The sequence below is a fragment of the Phaeobacter sp. JH20_02 genome (assembly GCF_048056915.1).
Lineage (GTDB): Bacteria > Pseudomonadota > Alphaproteobacteria > Rhodobacterales > Rhodobacteraceae > Phaeobacter > Phaeobacter bryozoorum.
In genome coordinates this window covers 165,066-187,653 of record NZ_JAYMVP010000032.1, presented here as the reverse complement: position 1 = coordinate 187,653, position 22,588 = coordinate 165,066, and the positions used below count along the sequence as shown (strand labels likewise).

The 22,588-nt window shown below is 62.7% G+C and carries 18 protein-coding genes; 3 read left to right on the top strand and 15 right to left on the bottom strand.

Going from position 1 to position 22,588, the window contains the following annotated elements; translation table 11 throughout:
• Positions 1-114 precede the first annotated feature (114 nt).
• The 7 genes from VWY34_RS20610 to VWY34_RS20580 form a co-directional block, all read right to left on the bottom strand.
• On the bottom strand, positions 115-1,416 hold the full coding sequence (locus VWY34_RS20610) for an adenylate/guanylate cyclase domain-containing protein (protein ID WP_416546629.1): 1,302 nt from the start codon (positions 1,414-1,416) through the stop codon (positions 115-117).
• Positions 1,416-2,645, bottom strand: coding sequence for a DNA recombination protein RmuC (locus VWY34_RS20605; protein WP_416546627.1), 1,230 nt, complete (start codon positions 2,643-2,645; stop codon positions 1,416-1,418). The genes VWY34_RS20610 and VWY34_RS20605 overlap by 1 nt, the downstream gene beginning before the upstream one ends.
• On the bottom strand, positions 2,645-4,594 hold the full coding sequence (mutL, locus tag VWY34_RS20600; RefSeq protein WP_340546879.1) for a DNA mismatch repair endonuclease MutL: 1,950 nt from the start codon (positions 4,592-4,594) through the stop codon (positions 2,645-2,647). Before mutL ends, VWY34_RS20605 begins: the two co-directional genes overlap by 1 nt.
• Before the next feature lie 78 nt (positions 4,595-4,672).
• Entirely contained in the window at positions 4,673-5,602 is a 930-nt protein-coding gene (locus VWY34_RS20595; protein WP_340546880.1) for a metal ABC transporter permease, read from the bottom strand.
• On the bottom strand, positions 5,599-6,804 hold the full coding sequence (locus tag VWY34_RS20590; protein ID WP_340546881.1) for a metal ABC transporter permease: 1,206 nt from the start codon (positions 6,802-6,804) through the stop codon (positions 5,599-5,601). Before VWY34_RS20590 ends, VWY34_RS20595 begins: the two co-directional genes overlap by 4 nt.
• A complete protein-coding gene (locus tag VWY34_RS20585) occupies positions 6,804-7,652 on the bottom strand; it encodes a metal ABC transporter ATP-binding protein (RefSeq protein ID WP_416546625.1) in 849 nt (282 codons plus the stop codon). The genes VWY34_RS20590 and VWY34_RS20585 overlap by 1 nt, the downstream gene beginning before the upstream one ends.
• Before the next feature lie 14 nt (positions 7,653-7,666).
• Entirely contained in the window at positions 7,667-8,620 is a 954-nt protein-coding gene (locus VWY34_RS20580) for a metal ABC transporter solute-binding protein, Zn/Mn family (RefSeq protein ID WP_416546649.1), read from the bottom strand.
• A gap of 281 nt (positions 8,621-8,901) precedes the next feature.
• On the opposite strand from VWY34_RS20580, the gene deoC reads away from it, so the two are divergent.
• Together deoC and VWY34_RS20570 are read left to right on the top strand one after the other, a co-directional pair.
• Entirely contained in the window at positions 8,902-9,891 is a 990-nt protein-coding gene (deoC, locus tag VWY34_RS20575; RefSeq protein WP_340546884.1) for a deoxyribose-phosphate aldolase, read from the top strand.
• 84 nt (positions 9,892-9,975) lie between these two features.
• The gene (locus tag VWY34_RS20570) at positions 9,976-12,312 is read left to right on the top strand and encodes an aldehyde dehydrogenase family protein (RefSeq protein ID WP_416546623.1); all 2,337 of its coding nucleotides are present in this window, start codon (positions 9,976-9,978) and stop codon (positions 12,310-12,312) included.
• Between the two features lie 106 nt (positions 12,313-12,418).
• Here the strand turns inward: VWY34_RS20570 and VWY34_RS20565 are convergent, their stop codons facing one another.
• From VWY34_RS20565 to VWY34_RS20535, 7 genes are all read right to left on the bottom strand, one after another.
• Complete coding sequence (locus VWY34_RS20565) at positions 12,419-13,738, bottom strand: M16 family metallopeptidase (protein ID WP_416546621.1); 1,320 nt, start codon at positions 13,736-13,738, stop codon at positions 12,419-12,421.
• Entirely contained in the window at positions 13,735-15,159 is a 1,425-nt protein-coding gene (locus VWY34_RS20560; protein ID WP_416534492.1) for a M16 family metallopeptidase, read from the bottom strand. Before VWY34_RS20560 ends, VWY34_RS20565 begins: the two co-directional genes overlap by 4 nt.
• A gap of 293 nt (positions 15,160-15,452) precedes the next feature.
• Positions 15,453-15,968, bottom strand: coding sequence for a DUF3035 domain-containing protein (locus VWY34_RS20555; RefSeq protein WP_416537638.1), 516 nt, complete (start codon positions 15,966-15,968; stop codon positions 15,453-15,455).
• Positions 15,969-16,021: 53 nt separating this feature from the next.
• On the bottom strand, positions 16,022-16,504 hold the full coding sequence (gene lspA / locus VWY34_RS20550) for a signal peptidase II (RefSeq protein WP_416542594.1): 483 nt from the start codon (positions 16,502-16,504) through the stop codon (positions 16,022-16,024).
• Positions 16,505-16,575: 71 nt separating this feature from the next.
• Entirely contained in the window at positions 16,576-18,165 is a 1,590-nt protein-coding gene (purH, locus tag VWY34_RS20545) for a bifunctional phosphoribosylaminoimidazolecarboxamide formyltransferase/IMP cyclohydrolase (protein ID WP_416546619.1), read from the bottom strand.
• A 22-nt stretch (positions 18,166-18,187) separates the two neighbouring features.
• A complete protein-coding gene (locus tag VWY34_RS20540; protein WP_416537641.1) occupies positions 18,188-19,930 on the bottom strand; it encodes a heparinase II/III family protein in 1,743 nt (580 codons plus the stop codon).
• A gap of 126 nt (positions 19,931-20,056) precedes the next feature.
• Positions 20,057-21,319 carry an RsmB/NOP family class I SAM-dependent RNA methyltransferase gene (locus tag VWY34_RS20535; RefSeq protein WP_416546617.1) on the bottom strand — a complete coding sequence of 421 codons (1,263 nt, stop codon included), beginning with the start codon at positions 21,317-21,319 and terminating at the stop codon, positions 20,057-20,059.
• 91 nt (positions 21,320-21,410) lie between these two features.
• Here VWY34_RS20535 and VWY34_RS20530 point away from each other — a divergent pair, with 91 nt between their 5' ends.
• Positions 21,411-21,617: a DUF1674 domain-containing protein gene (locus VWY34_RS20530; protein WP_340546893.1), complete on the top strand. Its 207-nt coding sequence runs from the start codon at positions 21,411-21,413 to the stop codon at positions 21,615-21,617.
• Positions 21,618-21,677: 60 nt separating this feature from the next.
• Here the strand turns inward: VWY34_RS20530 and dapB are convergent, their stop codons facing one another.
• Complete coding sequence (dapB, locus tag VWY34_RS20525) at positions 21,678-22,499, bottom strand: 4-hydroxy-tetrahydrodipicolinate reductase (RefSeq protein WP_340546894.1); 822 nt, start codon at positions 22,497-22,499, stop codon at positions 21,678-21,680.
• Between the last annotated feature and the right edge of the window lie 89 nt (positions 22,500-22,588).

Sequence of the window (22,588 nt, the reverse complement as noted above, 5' to 3'; positions counted from 1 at the left end):
TGTCCGCGCTGTTCATGAGGATCAGACCCCATTGCCGCGTGGCTGTCCTTGATCTGGGGCAAGAACCGCAGAAGCCGCCAGACCGCGCCCCCGGGGAGGCCGGCGCGCGACGGATCAGCCGTCTTTGGCGTAGATCTCGATCAGCCTGCTGCGCCCGCGCAACGTCACCGGCGGCAGGGCAACCCAACGCTGGCGCGCGGGGGCGATACCTGCGATCTCAAACGTAACGGCTGAGGCAATGATGGTCTGCGGAACGGTCTTGCTGTGCTGCTCGAGGCGGGAGGCGGTGTTGACCGCATCTCCAAAGACCGAATATTCCAGCCGCGCCGCATTGCCGACAACACCAGAAAACACCTCACCTGCGTGAACGCCGATGCCAATGTCCACCGGCGGCTCGCCCGCAGCGACGCGCCGGTCCGACCAGCGGTGAATGGCCTCGCTCAGCGTCGCCGCACAGGCCAGAGCCCGGGCGGCGCCATTTGCGCCGCCGCGCGCCACAGGCGCATCATCAAACAGCAGCATTGCCGCATCGCCCATATATTTGTCGATCATTCCGCCATGCCGGGTGGCGCTGAATTCCACCTCATTGCGGAATGCGGTGATGAAATCTCCGACCTCCTGCGGATCACGTGATTCCGACCAGCGGGTAAAGCCGCGGATATCGACAAACATCACGGCCATCGGCTGGCGCTGGCCCTGTTGCAGCGCCGAAAGCCCGCCATCCGCGAGCTGATCGGCCACCTGCGCCGGCAGATAGCGGGTCAGGTTGGCACGCGCCTCGGCCGCCGTCAGCTCCCGGTAAAACAATCGCCGCATCCGCGCAGCCGCCACAACCATGACCAATCCGGCCAGCAGGATCATTGTCAGCTTCATCACGTTTGCCGGGCTGTCCAGCACGCTGTACAGACTGCCCATCTGCCCCACATCCAGACGGGTCACCGGCCAGAAGATCAGGATCCCCAGCCCACCGGTCAGCAGAACCGTCGTATACAGCTGCAGGCGCGGGTCCATCCGCATGACACCGTAGGCCAGCACCAGCGGAACCAGCCAGGCCGGCGGCAGCAGCAGCGCCACGCCTCCGGGGTAGTTGCTGTTCTCAAGGCTGAACCAGACATTGAAGAGCAGAAAGGCACAGTCCGCCGTCACGCTGATCCAGGACATCCAGGGCCGGAACCACCCGAATGTCGTCGCAGCAAAGGTAACGATACCGAGGGTCAGATAGGCAAACATCGTCAATAGCGCAAACAGCAGCTGACGATGCAGGAAGGGCGCCAGAGAGCTGAAATCCACCCCCGCCATCGTCACCCCGAATACGGCAAACAGGCCCAGCGTCACCGCGATCCGCAGAACCGACACCAGCCGCTCTGCCGCGATTGAGGCCGTGTTCAGCAGGGGAGCGATGGTGGTCTGTTGCATCAGCTATCGGAACGCCCCAGCGGAACGACATTCACCGGATCGGGGGGCTGACCGATGCCAGCTGATGTCGGGGCAATTTCTTCAAAGTCGAAGTTGTCCAGCCGCTGCGCCCGGCGTCCGGCCTTGTCAGCGCTGATCTTGATCTCCGCGATGTCCTTTGCCGCCATGCCGAAATGGCGGTCCAGATTACCCACCCGGTCGCCCAGACGTTCGACATCCTTATGCAGAAGCCCCAGCTCGCTGCGGATCGCGCCGGCCTGTTCGCGCATCCGCGCATCCTTGAGAATGGCGCGCATCGTGTTCAGCGTGGCCATGCAGGTGGTTGGCGAAACGATCCAGACCTTGGCGGAGAAGCCCTCACGCACAATGTCGGAAAAATTGGCATGGAGTTCGGCATAAACAGCCTCGGAGGGCAGGAACATCAGCGCGCCATCCGCCGTTTCGCCCTCCAGTATGTATTTCTCTGAAATCGCCCGGATGTGGCCCCGCAATGCCGCCTTCAGCTGGCGCGCGGCGCTGGCGCGCTGCTCCGGTGTCTCGGCGTTGCGCAGCGCCTCATAGGGTTCCAGCGGAAATTTGCTGTCGATCACGATCGGACCGGGGGGATTGGGCAGATGGATCAGGCAATCGGCGCGCTTGCCGTTGCTCAGCGTGTGCTGAAAGGCATAGCTGTCAGAGGGCAGCGCCTTGGAGACGATATCATTCAGCTGGATTTCACCAAAAGCGCCGCGCGTCTGCTTGTTTGCCAGGATGTCCTGAAGCCCCAGGACATCACCCGACAGCTTCGTGATATTGTCCTGCGCCTTGTCAATCACCGCCAGCCGCTCCTGCAATTGAGTGAGCGAGGTGACGGTGCGTTTGGTCGACCCGTGCAGGCTCTCCTGCAAGCGCTCCTGCATCTCGGCCAGCGCGCGGGCCTGCCGCAGCGCGTTGTCGGAGAGACGGTCGTTGACCTGCTGCTGCACAGCGCCGAGCCGTGCCTCAACGGTCTGGATCATCTGCATCTGCGCATTGGCCTGCGCGTCGGAGACATGCTGTAGCCCGCCGCGCAACTGCTGAACGCTTTGTCCCAGATGAGCCATCTGCTGTGCGATCGGGGCCATGCTCGCGGCAGCGCGTGCATGGCTGCGCAGCAGCATGACGAGACCCACCATCATCAGACCACCAATCCCCAGAAGCACCAGCATCTGCGGCTCCGCGCGCTCCAGAAAGAGCAGGACCGACTCCATCAGCTCCGCCCGAACAGACGTTCGATATCGGCCAGTTTCAGCTCGACATAGGTGGGACGCCCGTGGTTGCACTGTCCGGAATGCGGCGTTGCTTCCATTTCGCGCAGCAGGGCGTTCATTTCCTCGCCGCGCATCCAGCGGCCCGAGCGGATGGACCCATGGCAGGCAACCCGGCTGAGGATGGCTTCGATCTTGGCCTGAACCAGCTGGCTTTCGCCCTGATCATCCAGCTCATCAAGGATATCGCGCACCATCGCCGCGGCATTGACAGTGCCGAGTATGGCCGGGGTTTCACGCACAGCGATGGCGCCGCCACCGAAGGCTTCGATGCCCAGACCAAAGCGGCCCAGATCATCGGCCACCGCCAGGATACGGGCACAATCCCCCTCGCTAAGCTCGACGATCTCGGGGATCAGCAGGGCCTGCGCAGCGACGCCGGTCTCGGCCATCTGGCGTTTCAGCTTCTCGTAGACCAGCCGTTCATGGGCGGCGTGCTGATCGACGATCACCATACCGTCGGCAGTCTGGGCAATGATGTAGTTCTCATGCACCTGCCCGCGTGCGGCACCAAGCGGCAGATGCTCGGCCCCGGGCGCGGAGGTTTCGGGTCTGTCCGAGGGCTGACCCGGGGCCATCGCACCTTTGGGCGCCTCTGTCACACGGCCGCTATAGGCGCTGGCCAGCTCAGCAAAGCCGGGCGACACCGATTGCGCCGGATGAGCAGGAGCAGGCGCGAAGCTCTCTGGTTGCTGGGCTGCATAAGAAAGGCTGCGCGCGCCCATTGACGGCCGATCCATCTGGTAGATCCGCGGGCCGCCAGCACCGGCCGGATCTGACGAGGTGGCTTCTGGGCGCATCGCCCCCAGGGTCGCGCCCGCAACCGTGGACGAGGCCCGATGACCGGCCTCCGCCAGCGCATGGCGCAGCGCTGAGACGATCAGACCCCGCGCCACACCGGGATCGCGAAACCGGACCTCGGACTTCGCGGGGTGGACGTTCACATCAACCAGCGCCGGATCGCAGTCCAGAAACAGCGCCGCTGCCGGGTGGCGGTCGCGGCTGAGAAAATCGAAATAAGCCGCCCTGAGGGCACCGGTCAGCATCTTGTCCTTAACCGGTCGGGTGTTCACAAAGAGGAACTGCGCCACCGCGGCGCCCCGCGAATAGGTCGGCAAGGCCGCATAGCCAAAAAGCCGGACCCCCTCTCGGGTGGCATCAATCTTGAGCGCGTTTTCCGCAAATTCGCGCCCCAGAACCGTCGTGAGCCGCCCGTGCAGCGCATCGAAAAGATCACCCGACAGCGGGTCCGCGCGAAAGGTCACACGCCCCTCACCGCCGCCGGAGACATCACGCAAGGTAAAGCCAACCGATGGTTCCGCCATCGCCAGCCGCTTGATGACGTCGCCAATGGCCTGCGTCTCGGCGCGGTCGCTGCGCATGAACTTCAGCCGGGCGGGCGTGGCGTAGAACAGATCCCGCAGCTCAACCACGGTGCCTGCGCGCAGGGCGGCAGGTTTCACCGGCTCCATCTGGCCACCGGCGACGCGAATCCTCGCGGCCTCGTGTCCCTTGGCGCGGCTGGTAATGCTCAACCGTCCGACAGCGCCGAGCGATGGCAGCGCCTCACCGCGAAAGCCGAAGGTATGGATGTTCAGCAGGTCAGAGCCGTCGATCTTGGAGGTGGCATGTCTCGACAGCGCCAGCGGCAGATCTGCGGGTGCCATGCCGCAGCCATCATCGGTCACCCGGATCAGCGTCTTGCCACCATCCGCGATGTCGATGGTGATCCGAGAGGCCCCCGCATCAATGGCGTTTTCCACCAGTTCCTTGACCGCCGAAGCAGGGCGTTCGACCACTTCTCCCGCAGCGATGCGGTTGATGGCACTGTCATCAAGCTGCCGGATGATCGGTTGTGAACTGTCGCTGATTTGGGGGTCTGCATATGCCATGCCGCAATATTTAGCATGCCGCCGCGCGATTCTTCCAGCCGCAATCCGTCCTGTCGCGCGCGGTCAGCGGCCTGTTGATCAGACCCCTGCTGGTGCCCCGGCCCGGTGACGGCACGGGCCGAACCGTGCCGCAATCGCCAGCAACAGACCCGAAACCGTTGCGATCATCCCGGCGGCGCTTACGGCGTCCGCAGCGCCAAGCCAGAGCGGGCCATAGCCCGCCAGGACATAGCCGACAACCGCTGAAACCACGGCAAACCCGACGCTCCAGCCCAGCTGACCCTCCAGCTGGTTCGACATCATCCGCGCAGCGGCCGGCGGGCAGATGAACATCGCGATCACGATGATCGACCCCACCGCATCAAAGGCCGCAACGGCGGCGATTGCAGCAGTGATCACCAACCCCAGCCCCAAAAGATCGGTGCGGATACCCAGCGTGCGGGCAAACCCCTCATCAAAGGTCGCAATCTTAAGAGGGCGCCAGAACAGCGCGATAAAGACGGTGACCCCGATCAAGGTCAGCCCCATGCGCAACAGCTCGGTCGGCAAATAGCTGAGCGCCACCGGATCCAGCAGCGATTCCCAGCCGGTGGCATCAAGCCAGATCAGGCTTTCGAGATTGCCGTAGAGCGCGTGTTCCACATCCAGATGAACCGCCGATGTATCGGTCTGCTCCAGCAGCAAGACCCCGCCTGCGAACATGGTGGTGAAGACCACGCCCATGGCGGCCCCCGGCTCGATCCGGCCAAGGCGGCGGATCAGTTCGATCACAACCACGGCAACGATGGCGGCTCCAGCGGCCCCCAGCATCATCGGACCCGCTGCGATCACCCCGGTCAGGAGGAAAGCAACAACGATACCCGGTAGAACAACATGGCTGATGGCATCACCAATCAGCGCCTGCCGACGCAGCAGCAGGAAATTCCCCGGCAGCGCACAGGCGACGGCGGCAAAGACACCGATCAGCAGAGGTGTCAGGGACAACGGGACAAATTCAGCGCCGCTCATGGCAGAACCTCACGGGGGCCGCCCATGCGGCGGTCAATGTCGGAAATCTGGTCGGCAGTCAGAACCGTCTCTATCTCGCGCAGCCCATCATATAGCGCCGCTGCCGCCTCATGTGTCTGGTCGCTGCGCACCAGCGCCCAGCGATGTTCGTCTCGCAGCGCCTTGGCGGCGCGGGCGCGGCCCTGTTCCGTGGGCACCCCATCGGCGCGTAAGAGGCCACGCTGGCGCAGCAATCGCAGGGTCAGCGGCTCATAGATCACCTGATCCTGCGCCAATGCCAGCAGCCCCTGGCGCAGATGAACCCGGCGCTGAAACCGCCGATGGCGCAGCACAGCCGCCAGCACCCCGCGATTGGGAGCCAGCAGAAGCGACAGGGCAAAGAGGCCAAAGCTCATCAGGACGATGATAGGTCCGGTGGGCAGGTTCGGCGCCGATGCAGATACTGCCGCACCAAGATAGGCTGACAGCCCGCCGGCACCGCCAGCCAGCAGCACCACCAGATCGGACCGCTCGGTCCAGAACCGGGCGGTGACGGCCGGGATGATCAGCAGCGCCACGATCAGGATCAGGCCGACGATTTTCAGCCCGACAACGGTGACAGCCATCACCAGCCCCATCATCATCATGTCGATACGGGAGACGGAGACACCCTGTGACGCGGCGTACTCAGGGTCAAAGGCCACCAGGGTCATCGGACGCCGCAGCAGCAGGATCAACAGCAGCGTGGCCGCGCCACCTCCCGCAATCACCAGCGCATCGTTCCACAACATGCCTGCCGTAGAGCCAAGCAGGAACCCCTCCAGCCCGGCCTGACGGCCCACCCCCAGCGTCTGGATCACCGTCAGGATCACGATGCCGAACCCGAAGAACACGGAGAGCACGGCGCCAATCGCGGCGTCCTCGGCCAGACGGGTACGGCGGGTCAGCCAGTTGAGGCACCACAGCCCGGCCATCGCCGAGAGCGCCGACCCAAGGAGCAGACCGGCCAGATTGCGACCATCGCCGCCAAGCGCGACCATTACCAGAAAGGCAAGCCCGACACCGGGCAAGGTGGCATGGCTGATGGCATCGCTGACCAGCGCCCGTTTGCGCAGGAAAAGGAAGGTTCCGGTGATGCCGGCGGCGATGCCAAGCAATGTGGCGCCAATTGCGACCAGCGTCGCATTATAGCCCATTTGCAGCAGCAGGGCGTCCCAAAGCATCAGAATGGCCCGCCGCTCTGTGGGAGAATAGATCCGGGTGCCACGGCCAGCTGGTCAACCTGCGCAGTGGCCAACCGCCCGCCATAGGCGCTTTGCAGGGTTTCGGCGGTAAAGGCCTGTGCAACCGGACCCTCTGCGACTTTGCGTGTGTTGATCAGGAAGACATTGTCGAAATACTCGCCGACGGTGGCAAGATCGTGATGCACCACAACCACCGTCCTGCCATCTGCGCGCAGCTGTTTCAGCACCGCGATAATGGCCTTCTCGGTCGCGGCATCGACACCGGCAAAGGGTTCGTCCAGCAGATAAAGATCTGCCCCCTGAGCCAGCGCGCGCGCCAGAAAGACCCGTTGCTGCTGGCCCCCGGACAGCTGGCCAATCTGGCGGGTGGCGAAATCGCCCATCCCGACACGGTCCAGGCAGGCCTGCGCCTCGGTGCGATGGCGTCCGGTGATGCGGCCCAGCAGGCCCAGCTCGCGGTAGAGCCCCATCATTACAACGTCAATCACCCGTGTCGGGAAATCCCAGTCGACGCTGGCCCGTTGCGGGACATAGGCAATGCGGGCCCGTTGGCTGTCCAGCGGCTTGCCAAAGACCTGCACCCGCCCTGAAACCGGCGGCACGATGCCAAGCGCGGCCTTCAGCAAGGTCGATTTACCAGCTCCATTCGGGCCGATGATGGCCGTCATCCGTCCCGGCTCCACTGTCATATCGACAGAGAAAACGGCTGGCTTCTCGCCGTAGGTTACGGTCAGCCCCCTGATGGCCAGCGGCGACCTGTCAAGGCTGTGGGTGATTCCCTCAGCGGCAGCGGGCGCGCCATTGTCCCGGGCCAGTTCCACGCTCATCTCATCGGTTCCCTTCAAAATCCGGCACCGGACAGGCGGCCGGACATGCCCTTAGATGGCACCTTGGCGCCAAGAGCAGCCGCGATGGTGGTCATATTATGATCCAGCATCCCGACATAGGTGCCCTCATAGCTGCCATCGACGCCCATCGCGTCGGAGAACAGCTCTCCGCCGATGCGAACCTCATGGCCTTGCGCCGCTGCCCCTTCGATCAGGGCACGCATCGAACGATCCGAAACCGAGCTTTCGACAAAGACGGCAGAGATCTGACGCGCCACCAGCATATCAACCAGCGCGCCAATGCGATTGAGGCCGGCTTCGGATTGGGTGGAGATGCCTTGAATGCCCAGCACCTCAAACCCGAAGTCACGGCCAAAATACCCAAAGGCATCATGCGCCGTGACCAGAACCCGATTTTCGACCGGCACCTGGGCCAGGATGTCGTTGCCGTAGGCGATGAGCTGATCCAGCTCTGCCAGATGCGCCGCTGCATTGGCTGCAAAAAGATCGGCCTGATCCGGACGCGCATCACTCAGCGCCGCCTGAACCTCTGCGACCATGTCCTTCCACAGGGCCGGGGTCATCCAGACATGGGGGTCATATTTATCTGCATAGGCGTCATGGCCGCGCAGCTTGTCCTTGTCCAGACGGTCGGCGACGGCAACCACCGTGCGTTTGCGCGCCAGATCGTGGAAGAACTCTTCCATCTGTGCCTCAAGATAGAGACCGTGCCACAGCACCAGATCTGCACGGGTCATCGCCACGATATCGGACCGTGTCTGCCGATAGGCGTGCGGGTCTACCCCGGGTCCCATCAGGGCGCGCACCTCGACTGCATCACCGCCAACCTGGCGGGCGGCATCGGCGATCATGCCGGTTGTTGCCACCACTTTCAGCGGGGCATCCGCCCGCGCAGCAGAGCCGTCTGAGCCGCCGAACGTCGCGGCAACGAGCCCGGCAAAGGCCATCACAGCAGCCAGCACCAGCTTGTGGGCGATCTTCATTGATGTGCTGAGCTTCGAACGCATGGAGCTGATCCTCTGATTGTCATCTGACATCAATAAGAGCGCTCAGCGATGTCCTGTCAATGAAAATGCGACTTATTCGCAAAAAGAAATGAGAATGGTTCGCAAAAACAGATAATTTTTGTCCAAACAGTCAAAATTTTACCCCAGACAACCCTGCCCTTGCTTGCCAAGCTTGGGTGGTCGTGCGATTTTCGCACCGAACTCGAATGAGGATTCCCGGCATGGAAAGCCAAATTGCAGAGCACACCGCGCAGCTGCCGCAGGTGGGCGAACCGCGTAACCCCGGCATGGAGCTGGATCTGGACTGGGCGCTTGGGGTTGAGGCAAACACCTCCGCCATCGAACGTCGCTGTGCCACGCTGCCAGGTCGGCGCAGCGTCAAGAAAGACTATCAGGCGGCCTGGCTGCTGAAGGCGATCACGCTGATTGACCTGACCACACTCTCCGGTGATGACACCGTGGGGCGTGTGCAACGGCTTTGTGCCAAGGCGCGCCAGCCCGTGCGCAGCGACCTGATGACCGCGCTCGGCATGGAGCCGATCACCACCGGCGCGGTCTGCGTCTACCACGACATGATCGAAACCGCTGTCGACGCGCTGGAGGGCACGGGTATTCCGGTGGCCGCCGTGTCTACGGGTTTCCCCGGCGGCCTGTCGCCGTTTCACCTGCGCCTCGCCGAGATCGAAGAAAGTGTGAAGGCCGGGGCCAAGGAGATTGATATCGTGATCTCCCGTCGTCACGTGCTGTCCGGCAATTGGCAGGCTCTCTATGATGAGATGAAAGCCTTCCGCGAGGCCTGTGGCGACGCACATGTAAAGGCCATCCTCGCCACCGGAGAGCTGGGCACATTGCGTAACGTTGCGCGTGCCTCGCTGATCTGCATGATGGCGGGTGCTGATTTCATCAAGACCTCGACCGGCAAGGAAAGCGTCAACGCCACGCTGCCGGTCAGCCTGGTCATGATCCGCGCCATCCGCGACTATCACGAGCGCACCGGCTACCGCGTTGGCTACAAACCCGCTGGTGGGATCTCAAAGGCCAAGGATGCGCTGGTATATCTTTCGCTAATCAAGGACGAGCTGGGCGACCGCTGGCTGCAGCCGGATCTGTTCCGCTTTGGCGCGTCCAGCCTGCTGGGCGATATCGAACGGCAGCTCGAACACCATGTCACCGGCGCCTATTCCGCCGGCTACCGCCACGCGCTGGCCTAACCTTCAGATGCCCCCCGGATGCCTGAAGGGCCTCCGATCCGCTTCAGAATCTGGGCAAGCAGCGACAGACACAAGGCTCGACACATGACTATCAAAGAGATTTTCGACACCATGACCTATGGCCCCGCCCCCGAAAGTGCAGCTGAGGCGCTGGCCTGGCTGGTGGATCAGGGCGCCCGGTTCGGCCATTTCATCGACGGCGACTTCACCGCACCCGGCGACGGGTTCGACAGCAAGAACCCGGCAACCGGCGAGGTTCTGGCCACATTGACCCAGGCCAGCCAGTCGGATGTCGACAGCGCTGTTGCCGCGGCGCGCAAGGCGCAGGGCAAATGGGCTGCCCTCGGCGGCGCCGGCCGCGCACGCTATCTCTATGCCATCGCGCGACTGATGCAAAAACACGCGCGCCTGTTTGCGGTTCTGGAAACGCTGGATAACGGCAAGCCAATCCGCGAAAGCCGCGACATTGATGTGCCGCTGGCGCAGCGCCATTTCTACTATCACGCAGGCATGGCCCAGCTGATGGAAAGCGAACTTCCCGACCGTGAGGCGCTGGGTGTCTGTGGGCAGATCATCCCTTGGAACTTTCCGCTGCTGATGCTGGCGTGGAAGGTCGCGCCGGCCCTGGCCATGGGCAATACTGTGGTGCTGAAACCTGCGGAATACACCTCGCTTACCGCCCTGCTGTTTGCCGATATCTGCCGTCAGGCGGGCCTGCCCAAGGGTGTTGTGAACATCGTGACAGGCGATGGCGCCGTGGGGGAGATGATCGTCGGGGCCGAAGTCGACAAGATCGCCTTTACCGGGTCCACCGCCGTCGGCCGCCGCATTCGCGAAGCCACCGCAGGCAGCGGCAAGGCGCTGACGCTGGAGCTGGGCGGCAAATCTCCCTACATCGTCTTTGACGACGCCGATATCGACTCCGCCATTGAAGGTCTCGTTGATGCAATCTGGTTCAATCAGGGACAGGTCTGCTGCGCCGGCTCGCGACTTCTGGTTCAGGAAGGCGTCGCCGACCGTTTCCACAGGAAACTACGCGCACGGATGGACAAGCTGCGCATCGGCAATCCGCTGGACAAGAGCATCGACATCGGCGCCATTGTCGACCCGGTGCAGCTGACCACCATCAGCGAGATGGTTGCCGCCAATTCGGCCGGCCGCATGTATCAGGCGCAGATAGATGTGCCGGAGCGCGGGTGTTTCTACCCGCCCACCCTCATCGAAGGTCTGGCGCCCTCTGACACGCTGATGCAGGAGGAGATCTTTGGTCCGGTTCTGGTATCGACCACCTTCCGCACCCCATCCGAGGCTGTAGAACTGGCGAATAACACCCGCTACGGTCTGGCGGCGACGCTCTGGACTGAAAACGTCAATCTCGCGCTGGACATCGCCCCCAAACTGGTTGCCGGCGTGGTCTGGGTCAATGCCACCAATCTCTTTGATGCGGCCGCAGGATTTGGCGGCACCCGTGAAAGCGGCTTTGGCCGTGAAGGCGGCTGGGAAGGGCTTGGCGCCTACACCAAGCCAAAGGGCAAGGTCAAAGCTCTTGACCAGATCAAGGGTTTTGACGGTGAAGGTGCACCGGTTGATGCCGTGGACCGCACCGCAAAACTCTATATCGGTGGCAAGCAGGCGCGCCCGGATGGCGGCTATTCCAAAGCCATCCATGGCAAATCCGGCGCGCTGCTGGGCCACGTTGGCCTCGGCAACCGCAAGGACGTGCGCAACGCCGTGGAGGCCGCAGCCGGAGCCAATGGCTGGGCCAAGACGACGGGCCATCTGCGCGCGCAGATCCTTTACTACATCGGCGAAAACCTATCTGCGCGGGCTGGCGAATTTGCCGATCGGATCGACCGGATGACCGGCAAGTCCCATGGCGCGCAGGAGGTCGAAACCTCGATCCAGCGCCTGTTCACCGCCGCTGCTTGGGCCGACAAATACGACGGGCAGGCCCATGGTGTGCCAATCCGCGGTGTGGCCCTGGCGATGAAGGAACCTGTTGGGGTGATCGGCGCACTCTGCGCGGATGAGGCGCCCTTGCTGGGCCTGATCTCGGTGCTGGCACCCGCCATTGCCATGGGCAACCGCGTGGTCCTGGCCGCATCCGAGGCCTACCCGCTGGCGGCGACCGACTTCTATCAGGTGCTGGACACATCCGATCTGCCCGGTGGCGTCGTCAATATCCTGACCGGCCGTCACGCCGAACTGGCCGAACCGCTGGCCGCCCATCTCAATGTAGATGCGGTCTGGAGCTTCTCCTCCTCTGACCTCTCCGCCGCGATCGAGGCTGCCTCCGCCGGTAATCTCAAGCGTACATGGGTCAACAATGGCATGGCGCTGGACTGGACGTCGGACCACAGCCGCCGCTTCCTCGAAGCCGCAACCGAGGTAAAGAACATCTGGATCCCCTACGGCGAATAAGCCGATGGGTGCAGCCCAAAGGGGCTGCACCCGCCATATCCTGCAAAAAGGGCGCTACCAGAAATGGTAGCGCCCTTTTTTCCGTTTGATATCCCGCCAGCCCAGCTCAGTTGGTGGATTGCAGACCTTCAGGTCGACCCACCACGATGAAATGCAGCTGATCCGGCAGCAGGATCTCCGCTGCCACCTTGTTGATCTCGTCCAATGTCACTGCATTCACCTTGTCATTGCGGGTGGCGACGTAATCAATGGGCAGGTCATCCATCTGCATCCCCGCCAGAATGGACGCGATCCGGCTATTGCCATCAAAGCGCAGTGGGTAGGCCCCGGTCAGATAGGTCTTTGCATCCGCCAGTTCCTTCTCCGTTACACCCTCGGCTGCCAGCTTCGCCCATTCGGTCTGGATCACCTCAACCGTCTCGGCGATCTTGCCATTGGCCGAGGCGACGGAGCCCATGTAGACAGCACCAAGATCACGCGGAACCAGGTAGCTGTAGACACCGTAGGTGAGGCCGCGTTTCTCGCGCACCTCCGACATCAGGCGGCTGTCAAAAGATCCCCCACCGAGGATCTGGTTCAGCAGATAGGCCGCAAAATACCGCGGGTCGTCGCGTTTGATGCCGATATGACCAAACAGCGCCACCGATTGGGGCGTGTCGTAGTCAACAACGGTCACGCCCCCTTCGATGGTGACATCTGCCGGTCCCGGAATTGGCGCGCCTTCCGCTGGCAGATCCGCCAGCAAAGTATCGAGAAGCGCTCCCAATTCCGCCTCGGTGATATCCCCCACCGCCCCGACGTAGAGCCGGTCGCGGGCAAAGACCGCTTCATGCGCATCAAACATGTCCTGTCGGGTGAGGGCGGTCACGCTCTCGATGGTCCCGTTTCCTTCGGTGCCGTAGGGATGATCGCCAAAAGCCATCTGCGAGAACACCCGCCCGGCAATGTCATTGGGATCTTTCGCATCGGAACGCAGTCCGGCAAGGACCTGCGCACGCACCCGGTCCAGTGCATCCTGATCAAAGCGCGGCTCGTGGATGGTCTGACGCAGCAGATCAATCGCCTGATTGCGGTTCTCGCTCAGGAATTGCGCCGAAATGGACACGGTATCCTTGTCTGCATCATAGGAGAACCCCGCCGCCAGGCTTTCCAGCGCGCGGGCGTAGTCCTGGGCAGGCAAGGGTCCGGCGCCCTCTTCCAACAGGCCGGCCATCAGATAGGTCGCGCCACGCTTTCCCGGTTTGTCGAGCGATGTGCCACCGCGAAACCGCAGTTCCAGCGCGGTAAAGGGGATGCTGTGATCCTCGACCAGCCACGCGGTGATGCCACCGGGAGAGGTGACCTCCTTGATTTTCACCTCTGCCCAGACAGGCAGGGCGAAGAAACAGACGGCCATTGCCGCCGTGATGAGCTTTATCGCCTTCATTGGCTTACCTCTTCATCTCGCATCATCCAGCCGGTCACCGAGACCTCCGGTCGCAGCACTTCGCGGGCAACTGCGATGATTTCATCCGCCGTGATGGATTGCAGGATGCGGGGCCAGGCCTGCACATCCTCAACCGTCAGTCCCGAGGCCAGCGCCCGACCATAGCGATTTGCGATCCCGTCGACATTGTCGCGGGCATAAACTTCGGCGGCACGCAGTTGCAATTTGATCCGCTCCAGCTGTGCCTCATCGACGCCCTCTTCGAGGAACCGGGCAAAGGTCGCATCAAGCGCGGCCTCGGCATCCTCAAGGCTGATGTCCGCCCCCGGCACGATCAGAAAGTCGAAGGTGGTGTCGTCCAGCGAGACATCGGAATAGAAAACCCCGGTATAGACTGCCACCTGCTGGTCGAACTGTAGCGCATTGGTCAGATACGACGTGCTGCCGCCGCCCAATAGTTCGGCCAGAAGATATAGCGCCGCTGCGCGTTCCTGCGCACCACTGTCACGTTCAGGCGCCAGATAGGAGCGCTGGACAAAGGGCTGCGCCACGCGCGGATCTTTGAAGATAATGCGGCGGGCAGCGGTCTGCGGAGGCTCCTTGCTGCGGAGCCGTTCGGGCAGCTCCGGGTTGGCCGGGATCTTGCCATAGCTCTCCTCGGCAAGGCGACGCACCTCTGCGGGATCGACATCACCGGAGACCACCAGAATCGCATTATTGGGGGCGTAGTATGTCCCGTAAAAGGACAGCGCATCTGCCATGTCCAGCTCTTCCATCTCATGGCGCCAGCCAATGATCGGCTGCCCGTAGCGATGGTTGAGATACTGCGCCGCATTCAACTGCTCACGAAACAACGCGCGCGGCTCGCTGTCGGTGCGCTGATTGCGTTCCTCCAGAATGACTTCGCGTTCGGTTTCGATATCCTGTTCGGTCAGGCGGATATTGACCATGCGGTCGCTTTCCATCTGCATCATCAGCCCCAGGCGATCCGCTGCGACACGCTGGAAATAGGCGGTATAATCATAGCTGGTGAAAGCATTGTCCCGCCCGCCATTGGCCGCAACCGTGGCTGACAGCTCTCCGGCCTCCATCGTATCGGTGGCCTTGAACAGCAGGTGTTCGAGGAAATGCGCCACGCCGGATTGGCCCACAGGTTCGTCGGCGGAACCGGCGCGGTACCAGACCATATGCTGAACAACGGGCGCGCGATGATCCTCGATCACGACCACCTGCATGCCATTGTCCAGCACAAAGCTTGTGACCATGTCGCTTGCATCGTTCGGCGCATCGGCGCCCTGTGCCTGCGCCGTCTGAACAAAGTTGCCGGATCTCAGAGTCGCCAAATCCATGGCCACAAGGGCTGCAACAAGCGCGCTGGCCCTGATGATCCGGCGGATCACGGGTTTCATAGGGGGGATCATTGGTGATCTCCTTTTTTGCGGTACGCCAGCGGCAATGGGTAGACCGGTAGCGTCAAAATAGACAAATGCAGCCGGTCAGACAGGGCCACCTGCCCGCGATGGGCAATGCTATACGCCACCCTGTCCGTGTGGGGGCGTGCAAAGTAGCAGGTCCGATCCGACGACATATCATTGGCATTGATCCATAAAACGGACCAACATCGCTGGCATCAAACTACGCTCTAGGGGGGCATGTGCAAGGGAAATGGCGTTTTTGTGATCGCCACATAACCCCGAAAACTGCAGACTCGGCGTTACTCTGCCGGCGGGGCCGACGGGGTCTCGAATCCGGCACGGCGGAATCGTTCGCTGACCACATCCGGCGCAATCGCCTCGCGTTTGTAGGCGTCCTGGTAGCGGTCAACAGGGAACAGCTTGAACCGTGCCGTGCGGTTTTCACGCTTGCGCTTCTTTGCATCGCGCGCGGCGAGATCCGCACGCACGTCGGGATCGACGCCATAGCGGCTGGCGGCAGTGACCAAGGCGCCATCGCTGGCGGGGACACCATCACCGGGAACCAGCGCTGCGGCATTTCCACCGAGCACGGCGACGGCTTCGCCCTTCGGGTTGCGGTCGGTAAGGTTGGCCGCGCCCGGCGTCGGCTGCGGCAGCGTCTTGTAGCTGGCCGGTTCTTCCAGCGGTTTGGCAGGCAGGACCATAAATTCATCCGGGCCGGTTCCGGAGGGGCGCAGATCGCGCAGCCCTTTTTGCCCGCAGGCAGATACGGCCAGCGCGCCCATCAGAACAATCACACCAAAAGGGATCCGCATGACCCGTTACTCCTGCCTGTTTGAGCCGCTTTTATCGTATTTACCCAGCGAGGTCACGCAGGGTTTTTCTGCAGCCCGTCAAATAGGATCAAGCCGGCCGCTCCCGCAAAGATAAAGATGTCCGCCACATTGAAGACAAAGGGATTGTCGATGCCGCAGCAGGACATATTGAGGAAATCGAGCACATAGCCATAGAGTAGCCGATCGACGACATTGCCCAGCGCGCCGCCGATGACCAGCCCGGCGGACAGTTGCATGACGCGGGCATTGGCAGGCAGGCGCGAGATCCAGATCACTAGCACCAGGCAGATCACCAGAGACAGCCCGATCAGGATCCAGCGTGTGGTGTCAGTGCCACCGCCGAACAGGCCGAAGTTGATGCCCGTATTTTCACCATAGCGGAACCGCAGCAGCGGCGGCAGCACGTCAATGCCGCCGCGATTGGCCACATCCATGACCCGAACCACCAGATATTTACTGATCTGATCCGCAAGCAACGCCAATACCGCTGCCCAGATCATCACTTTGGCTCGCATAGCGCGGCTCCTCTTGACGGGGTTTCGGATGGCCGACCGGACCAAACTGGTCCGATCGGCGTCAACCGTGTCTAGTGGCGGAAATGGCGCATGCCGGTGAAGACCATCGCCAGACCGGCGTCATTGGCGGCCTTGATCACCTCGTCATCTCGCATGGAACCACCGGGCTGGATAACGCAGGTCGCGCCATTCGCTGCCGCTTCCAGCAGGCCGTCGGCAAAGGGGAAGAACGCATCAGACGCCACCGCTGATCCTTTGGCGAGGCTTTCGGGCAATTCCAGCGCGTCAGCCATGCGCTGCGCCTTGACGCCTGCGATGGTGGCACTGTCCAGACGGCTCATCTGCCCTGCACCAACACCAACAGTCTGGCCGGATTTGACATAGACGATGGCGTTGGACTTCACATGTTTCGCCACCTTCCAGGCAAAGAGCAGATCCTGCATCTGTTCTTCAGTCGGGGCCTTTTCAGTGACCACCTTCAGGTCGTCCATGGCGCGGTGGCCGACGTCCTTGTCCTGCACCAGCATACCGCCGGAGACCTGACGGGTGGTCAGACCTGTATCCTGCGGGTTGGGCAGACCATCGGTCAGCAGCAGACGCAGGTTTTTCTTGGCGGCGAAAATCGCCTTTGCCTCTTCCGAGGCACCGGGGGCGATGACGACTTCGGTGAAGATCTGGACGATCTCTTGAGCGGTTTCGCCGTCCAGCGGCTGGTTCAGCGCGACAATACCGCCAAAGGCCGAGGTCCGGTCACAGTCGAAGGCTTTCTGATAGGCCTCTTTCAGTGTTGCGCCACGGGCCACTCCACAGGGGTTGGCGTGTTTGATGATAGCCACGGCGGGGCCATCAGCGGGGGCAAACTCGCTGACCAGCTCAAAGGCGGCATCGGTGTCATTGATGTTGTTATAGGACAGTTCCTTGCCCTGCACCTGCTGTGCGGTGGCGACACCTGCGCGGGCGGAGCCATCCAGGTAAAACGCCGCCTGCTGATGCGGGTTCTCACCATAGCGCAGGGTCTGGGCCAGTTGCCCTGCAACGGCGCGGCGGCGCGGCGCCTCAAGGTTCAGTGCGCCGGCCATCCAGTTTGAAACTGCAGCATCATATGCGGCTGTGCGAGCATAGGCGTTCTGCGCCAACCACTGACGGAAGCCATAGGAGGTCTGGCCGTCGTTTTTGTCCAGCTCTGCCAGCAGCGGTTCGTAGTCCTCGACATCCACCACAACGTTCACGAACAGGTGGTTCTTGGAGGCGGCGCGGATCATTGCCGGACCGCCGATGTCGATGTTCTCGATGCAGCTGTCGTAGTCGCCGCCCTTGGCCACGGTTTCCTCAAATGGATAGAGGTTCACCACCAGAAGGTCGATGGCACCGATGCCATGTTCCTCCATCGCAGCCACATGCGTGTCGTTGTCCCTCAGCGCCAGCAGACCGCCGTGCACCATCGGGTGCAGCGTCTTCACCCGACCATCCATCATCTCAGGAAAACCGGTGATCTCGGACACGTCTTTCACGGTCAGGCCTGCCTCGCGCAGCGCCTTGGCCGTCCCGCCGGTTGAGAGCAGCTCAACGCCGCGTGCCGCCAGGGCCTTACCCAGGTCGATCAACCCGGTCTTGTCGGATACGGAAAGCAGCGCACGGCGTACGGGGTGAAGGTCGGTCATGGCAGGGCGGTCCTTTTCAGGCTCAGTCGGTTAACGCGGGGTCGTCCCGGTTCAGGTCTCGCACGGCAACGGCAGTCTCCTGCGCCTTACTGAGCGTCCACCGGATGCGCGTGGCATAATTCATTGCCCGCCCGGAGAGAACGATCTGTTTTGCCGCACGCGGCTTCAAGCGGGTTTTTTCCAGGTACACGCTGGGCTCCAGCTTCAATTCGCAGGTCCCATCATGACGGAACACCCAGATCTCCCCGCTCTTGAGCGCCATGGATACTGCTGCGCCCCCCAAGTCAAGGGCTGCGTCCACATCGGGGTGCAGATGCAGGCGGATCTCAAAGCCGATGCCGCTCAGGGAATGGGCATCCATCGCCTTGTCAAAGCGTCGTTTGTTCGTCGTGTCCAGCGCCAGCAACATGTCCTCGCCCGCAAGGCCACGGCCATCCATGGCGAGCTCCAATGTGCGCGCGTGGGTCAGGCCGAAATGACGTTCATATCCGTTGTGCCCACCCTGGAACCGATAGCCATCTTCCAGATCCGATACATCGAGCGGCACGTTATCCGGGGCTTCTGTCATCAGCTCATGTCCACTCCCCCGTTCCGGAGCGGAGAGACGGGCGCTTGAGTGGCCCTCGATGCACAGCGTCGAATGCGACGGCGTGGCACGCCCGGCACGGCGCCATTCTACGCCAAAGGTTTCGCCAGAGCCGCAGTTCACGATCAGCGGGCGACGGCCTGAGGTCAGTTCGAATGCCAGCGTGGAGGCATGACCGTTCCATGAGGCGCGCCCCTTGGGCGGCACAGAGGCGTCAATGATGACAGAGGTGCGCCGCCCGGAGAGCCGGGCATAGCCCATTGCAAGCCCGTCGGCATGGCGCTTGGTGACATGGCTCGCTGCCAGCGCATGATCGAGCCGTCCCTCAAGCCCGCGCCCGCCGCCGTGAAAGCGCGCCAGTCCGCCATCGGCGTGGCGCAAAGTACGCAGGGTCGGTGCAATCCGTTCAATTGCTGCGACCTGTGCTGGTGGAACCCCGCGTCCGACATCCTGCAGCGCCGCGGCAGCCCAGGTAAGCAGGGTGAAGACTTCCAGCAGTTCCTCCGGGTTACGGGTCGGCAGCCCGCCCTGATCGTCGATCTGGCTGGCACATTCCTCGGCGAGGGCTTTCAGGGCCGGATCGACCTGATCTTCGTGCCCCTTGAGTGCCAGACCGGCATAGATCAGCCCGGTCAACGCCTCAAAACGTGGCAATCCAGGTGAGGCCCCCTGCCAGCGCCGCGACAGGAACCACGTCTGGCGGGACAGGGCGCCAAAGAATGCCTCGGATTGTTTTGCATCACGCGCAGCTAACAGAAACAGTGCATGATTGATCCAGCGGATCACGCGGCGGCCGGTCAGATCCGGCGACCAGCCCGGTCCGGTGCCATTGCCGTGAGCCTCGATCCAGCCCCAGACCCAGAGCTGCGCTTTTTCGCGGGCGCGAAAATCACCGACAGCGGCCAGATCATCCAGCCAGGCAAACCCGTGGCGTTCCGCATCAAAGGCGAGGTCAGGTGCCACAACATCCCAAAGACCGGTCGTGGGCGATTCGACGAGATAGCCTGCAAACAGAAGATTGCCCGCCACCAGCTGACGCCCACGGGCAAAACTGCCAATGGTGCGCGGCTCAGGCTGCGACACAAAGGCCGTGGCACCGGGCTGCCGACGGGCGCGCCTTGCATAATAGCGGTTCAAAAGGCGGGTGCCGCGCCGCGCCATTCTATCGTATCGGGACATGCTCTCTTGCCTCACGCCAGAGAAATTTTCCGGGGCGTTTTGCGCCGAGCATAGCGGCGGTTACCGGGCAAGTCACCGATAATGCGGCAGATACCTCAGGGCAGTATCGGCAAGGGGTTGCCGGTCTCAGTCGGCCTTGCGCAGCTCCGCCATGTAAAACCCATCCATGCCGCCCAACTCGGGCCAGTAATCCGGGCGCAGGCGCAAGCCGCCTTCTTCGGTGATCCAGTCAGCGGCGATCCCGTCCAGCTGTTGCAGTCGAGTGCCAACCGACATGTCGGGAAACATTTCCAAGGCATCCTCTACCTGGCATTCGCCCTCATCCGGCAGGAGCGAACAGGTGCAATAGATCAACCGTCCACCGGGTTTCACGAGGCTCCAGGCATGGGCAAGCATCTGTGCCTGCAACTCAATCAGCGCACCAAAGCTGCTGCCGTCCTTGGCATGGGGCAGATCTGGATGGCGGCGGATCGTACCGGTGGCCGAACAAGGTGCATCCAGCAATACCGCATCATATTCACCGGTCTGCTCCAAGGCATCGCCGACAACCACCGTGGCGGTCAGCCCGGTCCGGGCGAGATTTTCCGAAAGCCGTGCCATGCGGCCTGCGGATTGGTCGACGGCGGTCACCGTGGCGCCAGCCGCGGCTATCTGCATGGTCTTGCCACCCGGCGCCGCGCAGAGATCAAGCACCGATTCGCCGGGCTGGGCGGCCAGCAGCTGCGCGGGCAACGCTGCGGCGGCATCCTGAACCCACCAGTCGCCCCCCTCGAACCCTGGCAGACCAGAAACCTGCACAGACCCGTGGATGCGATAGGATCCTGTCGGCAGCCTCGTGGCGTCCAGCGCAGACAGGTCGGCGCCCGGTTTGGCGGTCAGATCCAGCGGCGCGCCCGCCAGATGCGCAGCCTCGATCGCAAGCATCGCGGGAGCACCCCAGGCCTGCGACAGCGGGCTGCGCAGCCATTTCGGCAGGCGAGGCACCCGCAGTTTGACCCATTCAGCCGGCCCCTGCTCTGCCACCTTGCGCAATACCGCGTTGACCAGCCCCTTCAGTTTTCCGTGGCGACGATGGCCAGAAATGATCCCCACCATATCATTCACCACCCCATGCGCCGCGCCGCCCTGGCATAACTCAACCGTGCCAATGCGCAGCGCGTTGTGCACGGTGAGCGGTGTCGATTTTTTCAAGTGTTTCTGCAGGATGCGGTCGGCACGCTCGAGATTGCGCAACGTATCTGTTGCCAGGCGCTGGCTGCGCGCGCGTTCCTCTGCCGGCAGTTTATCCAGCGCACCCGCTGCGTAGCATTCCGACAACAGCCTGCCCTCTCCCAGCACCTGATCCAGCAGGTGAATGGAACGGCGGCGGGCTTGGCTTGCATTGGACATGCGGGTCTCCTGACAATAGGGGCAGCGGCGCGATGGGTTGTCGACGCCGGACGCGGGCGTATATCATAGAACGACAACAAGGGAAGCCGGCATGAGTGACGCTAATAAATCCAAGACCCAAGTAGCAGCCCAGCCGCTGCCCCCCGCCGCGCAGCGCGCGCTGGCCGAGGCTGCGGAGCGGCGCAAAGCTGCTGAGGCCGAAGCCGCCAAGCGCCCGGTTGAACTTGGCGGTCGGGACGGCCCCGATCCCGCGCGCTACGGCGACTGGGAAAAGAAGGGCATCGCCATCGATTTCTGACGCCTGACAGACCGAGGTCGGGCCTGTTTCTAGGGTTATCCGCCCTGACGGCGCTGAAGCTCAGAGACCCAGAACGTCGAGCATGTCATATTGGCCCGGCTGCTTGTCCTGCCCCCAAAGCGCAGCTTTGATGGCGCCGCGGGCAAAGATCGCGCGATCGGTTGCCAGATGGCGCAGAACAATGCGCTCTCCCTGACCGGCAAACAGCACGTCGTGTTCGCCAACGATATCGCCGCCCCGAATGGCGCTGAAGCCGATGTCGCCGCGCTTGCGCGCACCGGTGATGCCGTCGCGCCCGCTGTCGGTCACATCCGCCAGCGTCACACCGCGCCCCTCGGCGGCGGCCTCCCCCAGCATAAGGGCCGTACCCGATGGCGCGTCGACCTTATGGTGATGGTGGGCTTCGATCACTTCGATATCGAAATCCTCGTCGAGCGCGGCTGCGACTTTCTTGGTGAGCTGTACAAGCAGGTTTACACCGAGGCTCATATTGCCGGCGCGCATCTGCACCGAGTGACGCGAGGCCGGTTCCAACTGCGCAATCTGCGCATCGCTCATCCCGGTGGTGCCAATGACATGGACCGCTCGGGCCTGCGCCGCCAGTTCGGCAAAGGCAATCGTCGCCTCGGGGCTGGTGAAATCAATCACCGCCTGCGCCCTGGCAAAAGCTGCGAGCGCATCATCCGTCACCGTGACGCCGATCTCGGCCCCGCCCATGGCAAGGCCCACGTCCTGGCCGATCCAGTCATGCCCCTCACGCTCAACCGCGCCAACGAGACGCGCGCCGGGGTGCTCCATGATGGTGCGGATCAGCATCTGGCCCATCCGACCAGAGGCACCGGTGATCACGATGCCGGGTGTGTCCGTGCTGCTATCTGCCATGTCAGGGGTCCTCGTCTGTGCGCTGGATCGCGGATGATCTGTTTCGTGCAGGTTTTGTCCTAACCGCTTGTGCTGCGCTTGGCAAAGCC

Coding starts and splice junctions, on each gene's coding strand:
- VWY34_RS20610 (WP_416546629.1), bottom strand. CDS start 1,416: ATGCAACAGACCACCATCGCTCCCCTGCTGAACACGGCCTCAATCGCG.
- VWY34_RS20605 (WP_416546627.1), bottom strand. CDS start 2,645: ATGGAGTCGGTCCTGCTCTTTCTGGAGCGCGCGGAGCCGCAGATGCTG.
- mutL (WP_340546879.1), bottom strand. CDS start 4,594: ATGGCATATGCAGACCCCCAAATCAGCGACAGTTCACAACCGATCATC.
- VWY34_RS20595 (WP_340546880.1), bottom strand. CDS start 5,602: ATGAGCGGCGCTGAATTTGTCCCGTTGTCCCTGACACCTCTGCTGATC.
- VWY34_RS20590 (WP_340546881.1), bottom strand. CDS start 6,804: ATGCTTTGGGACGCCCTGCTGCTGCAAATGGGCTATAATGCGACGCTG.
- VWY34_RS20585 (WP_416546625.1), bottom strand. CDS start 7,652: ATGAGCGTGGAACTGGCCCGGGACAATGGCGCGCCCGCTGCCGCTGAG.
- VWY34_RS20580 (WP_416546649.1), bottom strand. CDS start 8,620: ATGGCCTTTGCCGGGCTCGTTGCCGCGACGTTCGGCGGCTCAGACGGC.
- deoC (WP_340546884.1), top strand. CDS start 8,902: ATGGAAAGCCAAATTGCAGAGCACACCGCGCAGCTGCCGCAGGTGGGC.
- VWY34_RS20570 (WP_416546623.1), top strand. CDS start 9,976: ATGACTATCAAAGAGATTTTCGACACCATGACCTATGGCCCCGCCCCC.
- VWY34_RS20565 (WP_416546621.1), bottom strand. CDS start 13,738: ATGAAGGCGATAAAGCTCATCACGGCGGCAATGGCCGTCTGTTTCTTC.
- VWY34_RS20560 (WP_416534492.1), bottom strand. CDS start 15,159: ATGATCCCCCCTATGAAACCCGTGATCCGCCGGATCATCAGGGCCAGC.
- VWY34_RS20555 (WP_416537638.1), bottom strand. CDS start 15,968: ATGCGGATCCCTTTTGGTGTGATTGTTCTGATGGGCGCGCTGGCCGTA.
- lspA (WP_416542594.1), bottom strand. CDS start 16,504: ATGCGAGCCAAAGTGATGATCTGGGCAGCGGTATTGGCGTTGCTTGCG.
- purH (WP_416546619.1), bottom strand. CDS start 18,165: ATGACCGACCTTCACCCCGTACGCCGTGCGCTGCTTTCCGTATCCGAC.
- VWY34_RS20540 (WP_416537641.1), bottom strand. CDS start 19,930: ATGTCCCGATACGATAGAATGGCGCGGCGCGGCACCCGCCTTTTGAAC.
- VWY34_RS20535 (WP_416546617.1), bottom strand. CDS start 21,319: ATGTCCAATGCAAGCCAAGCCCGCCGCCGTTCCATTCACCTGCTGGAT.
- VWY34_RS20530 (WP_340546893.1), top strand. CDS start 21,411: ATGAGTGACGCTAATAAATCCAAGACCCAAGTAGCAGCCCAGCCGCTG.
- dapB (WP_340546894.1), bottom strand. CDS start 22,499: ATGGCAGATAGCAGCACGGACACACCCGGCATCGTGATCACCGGTGCC.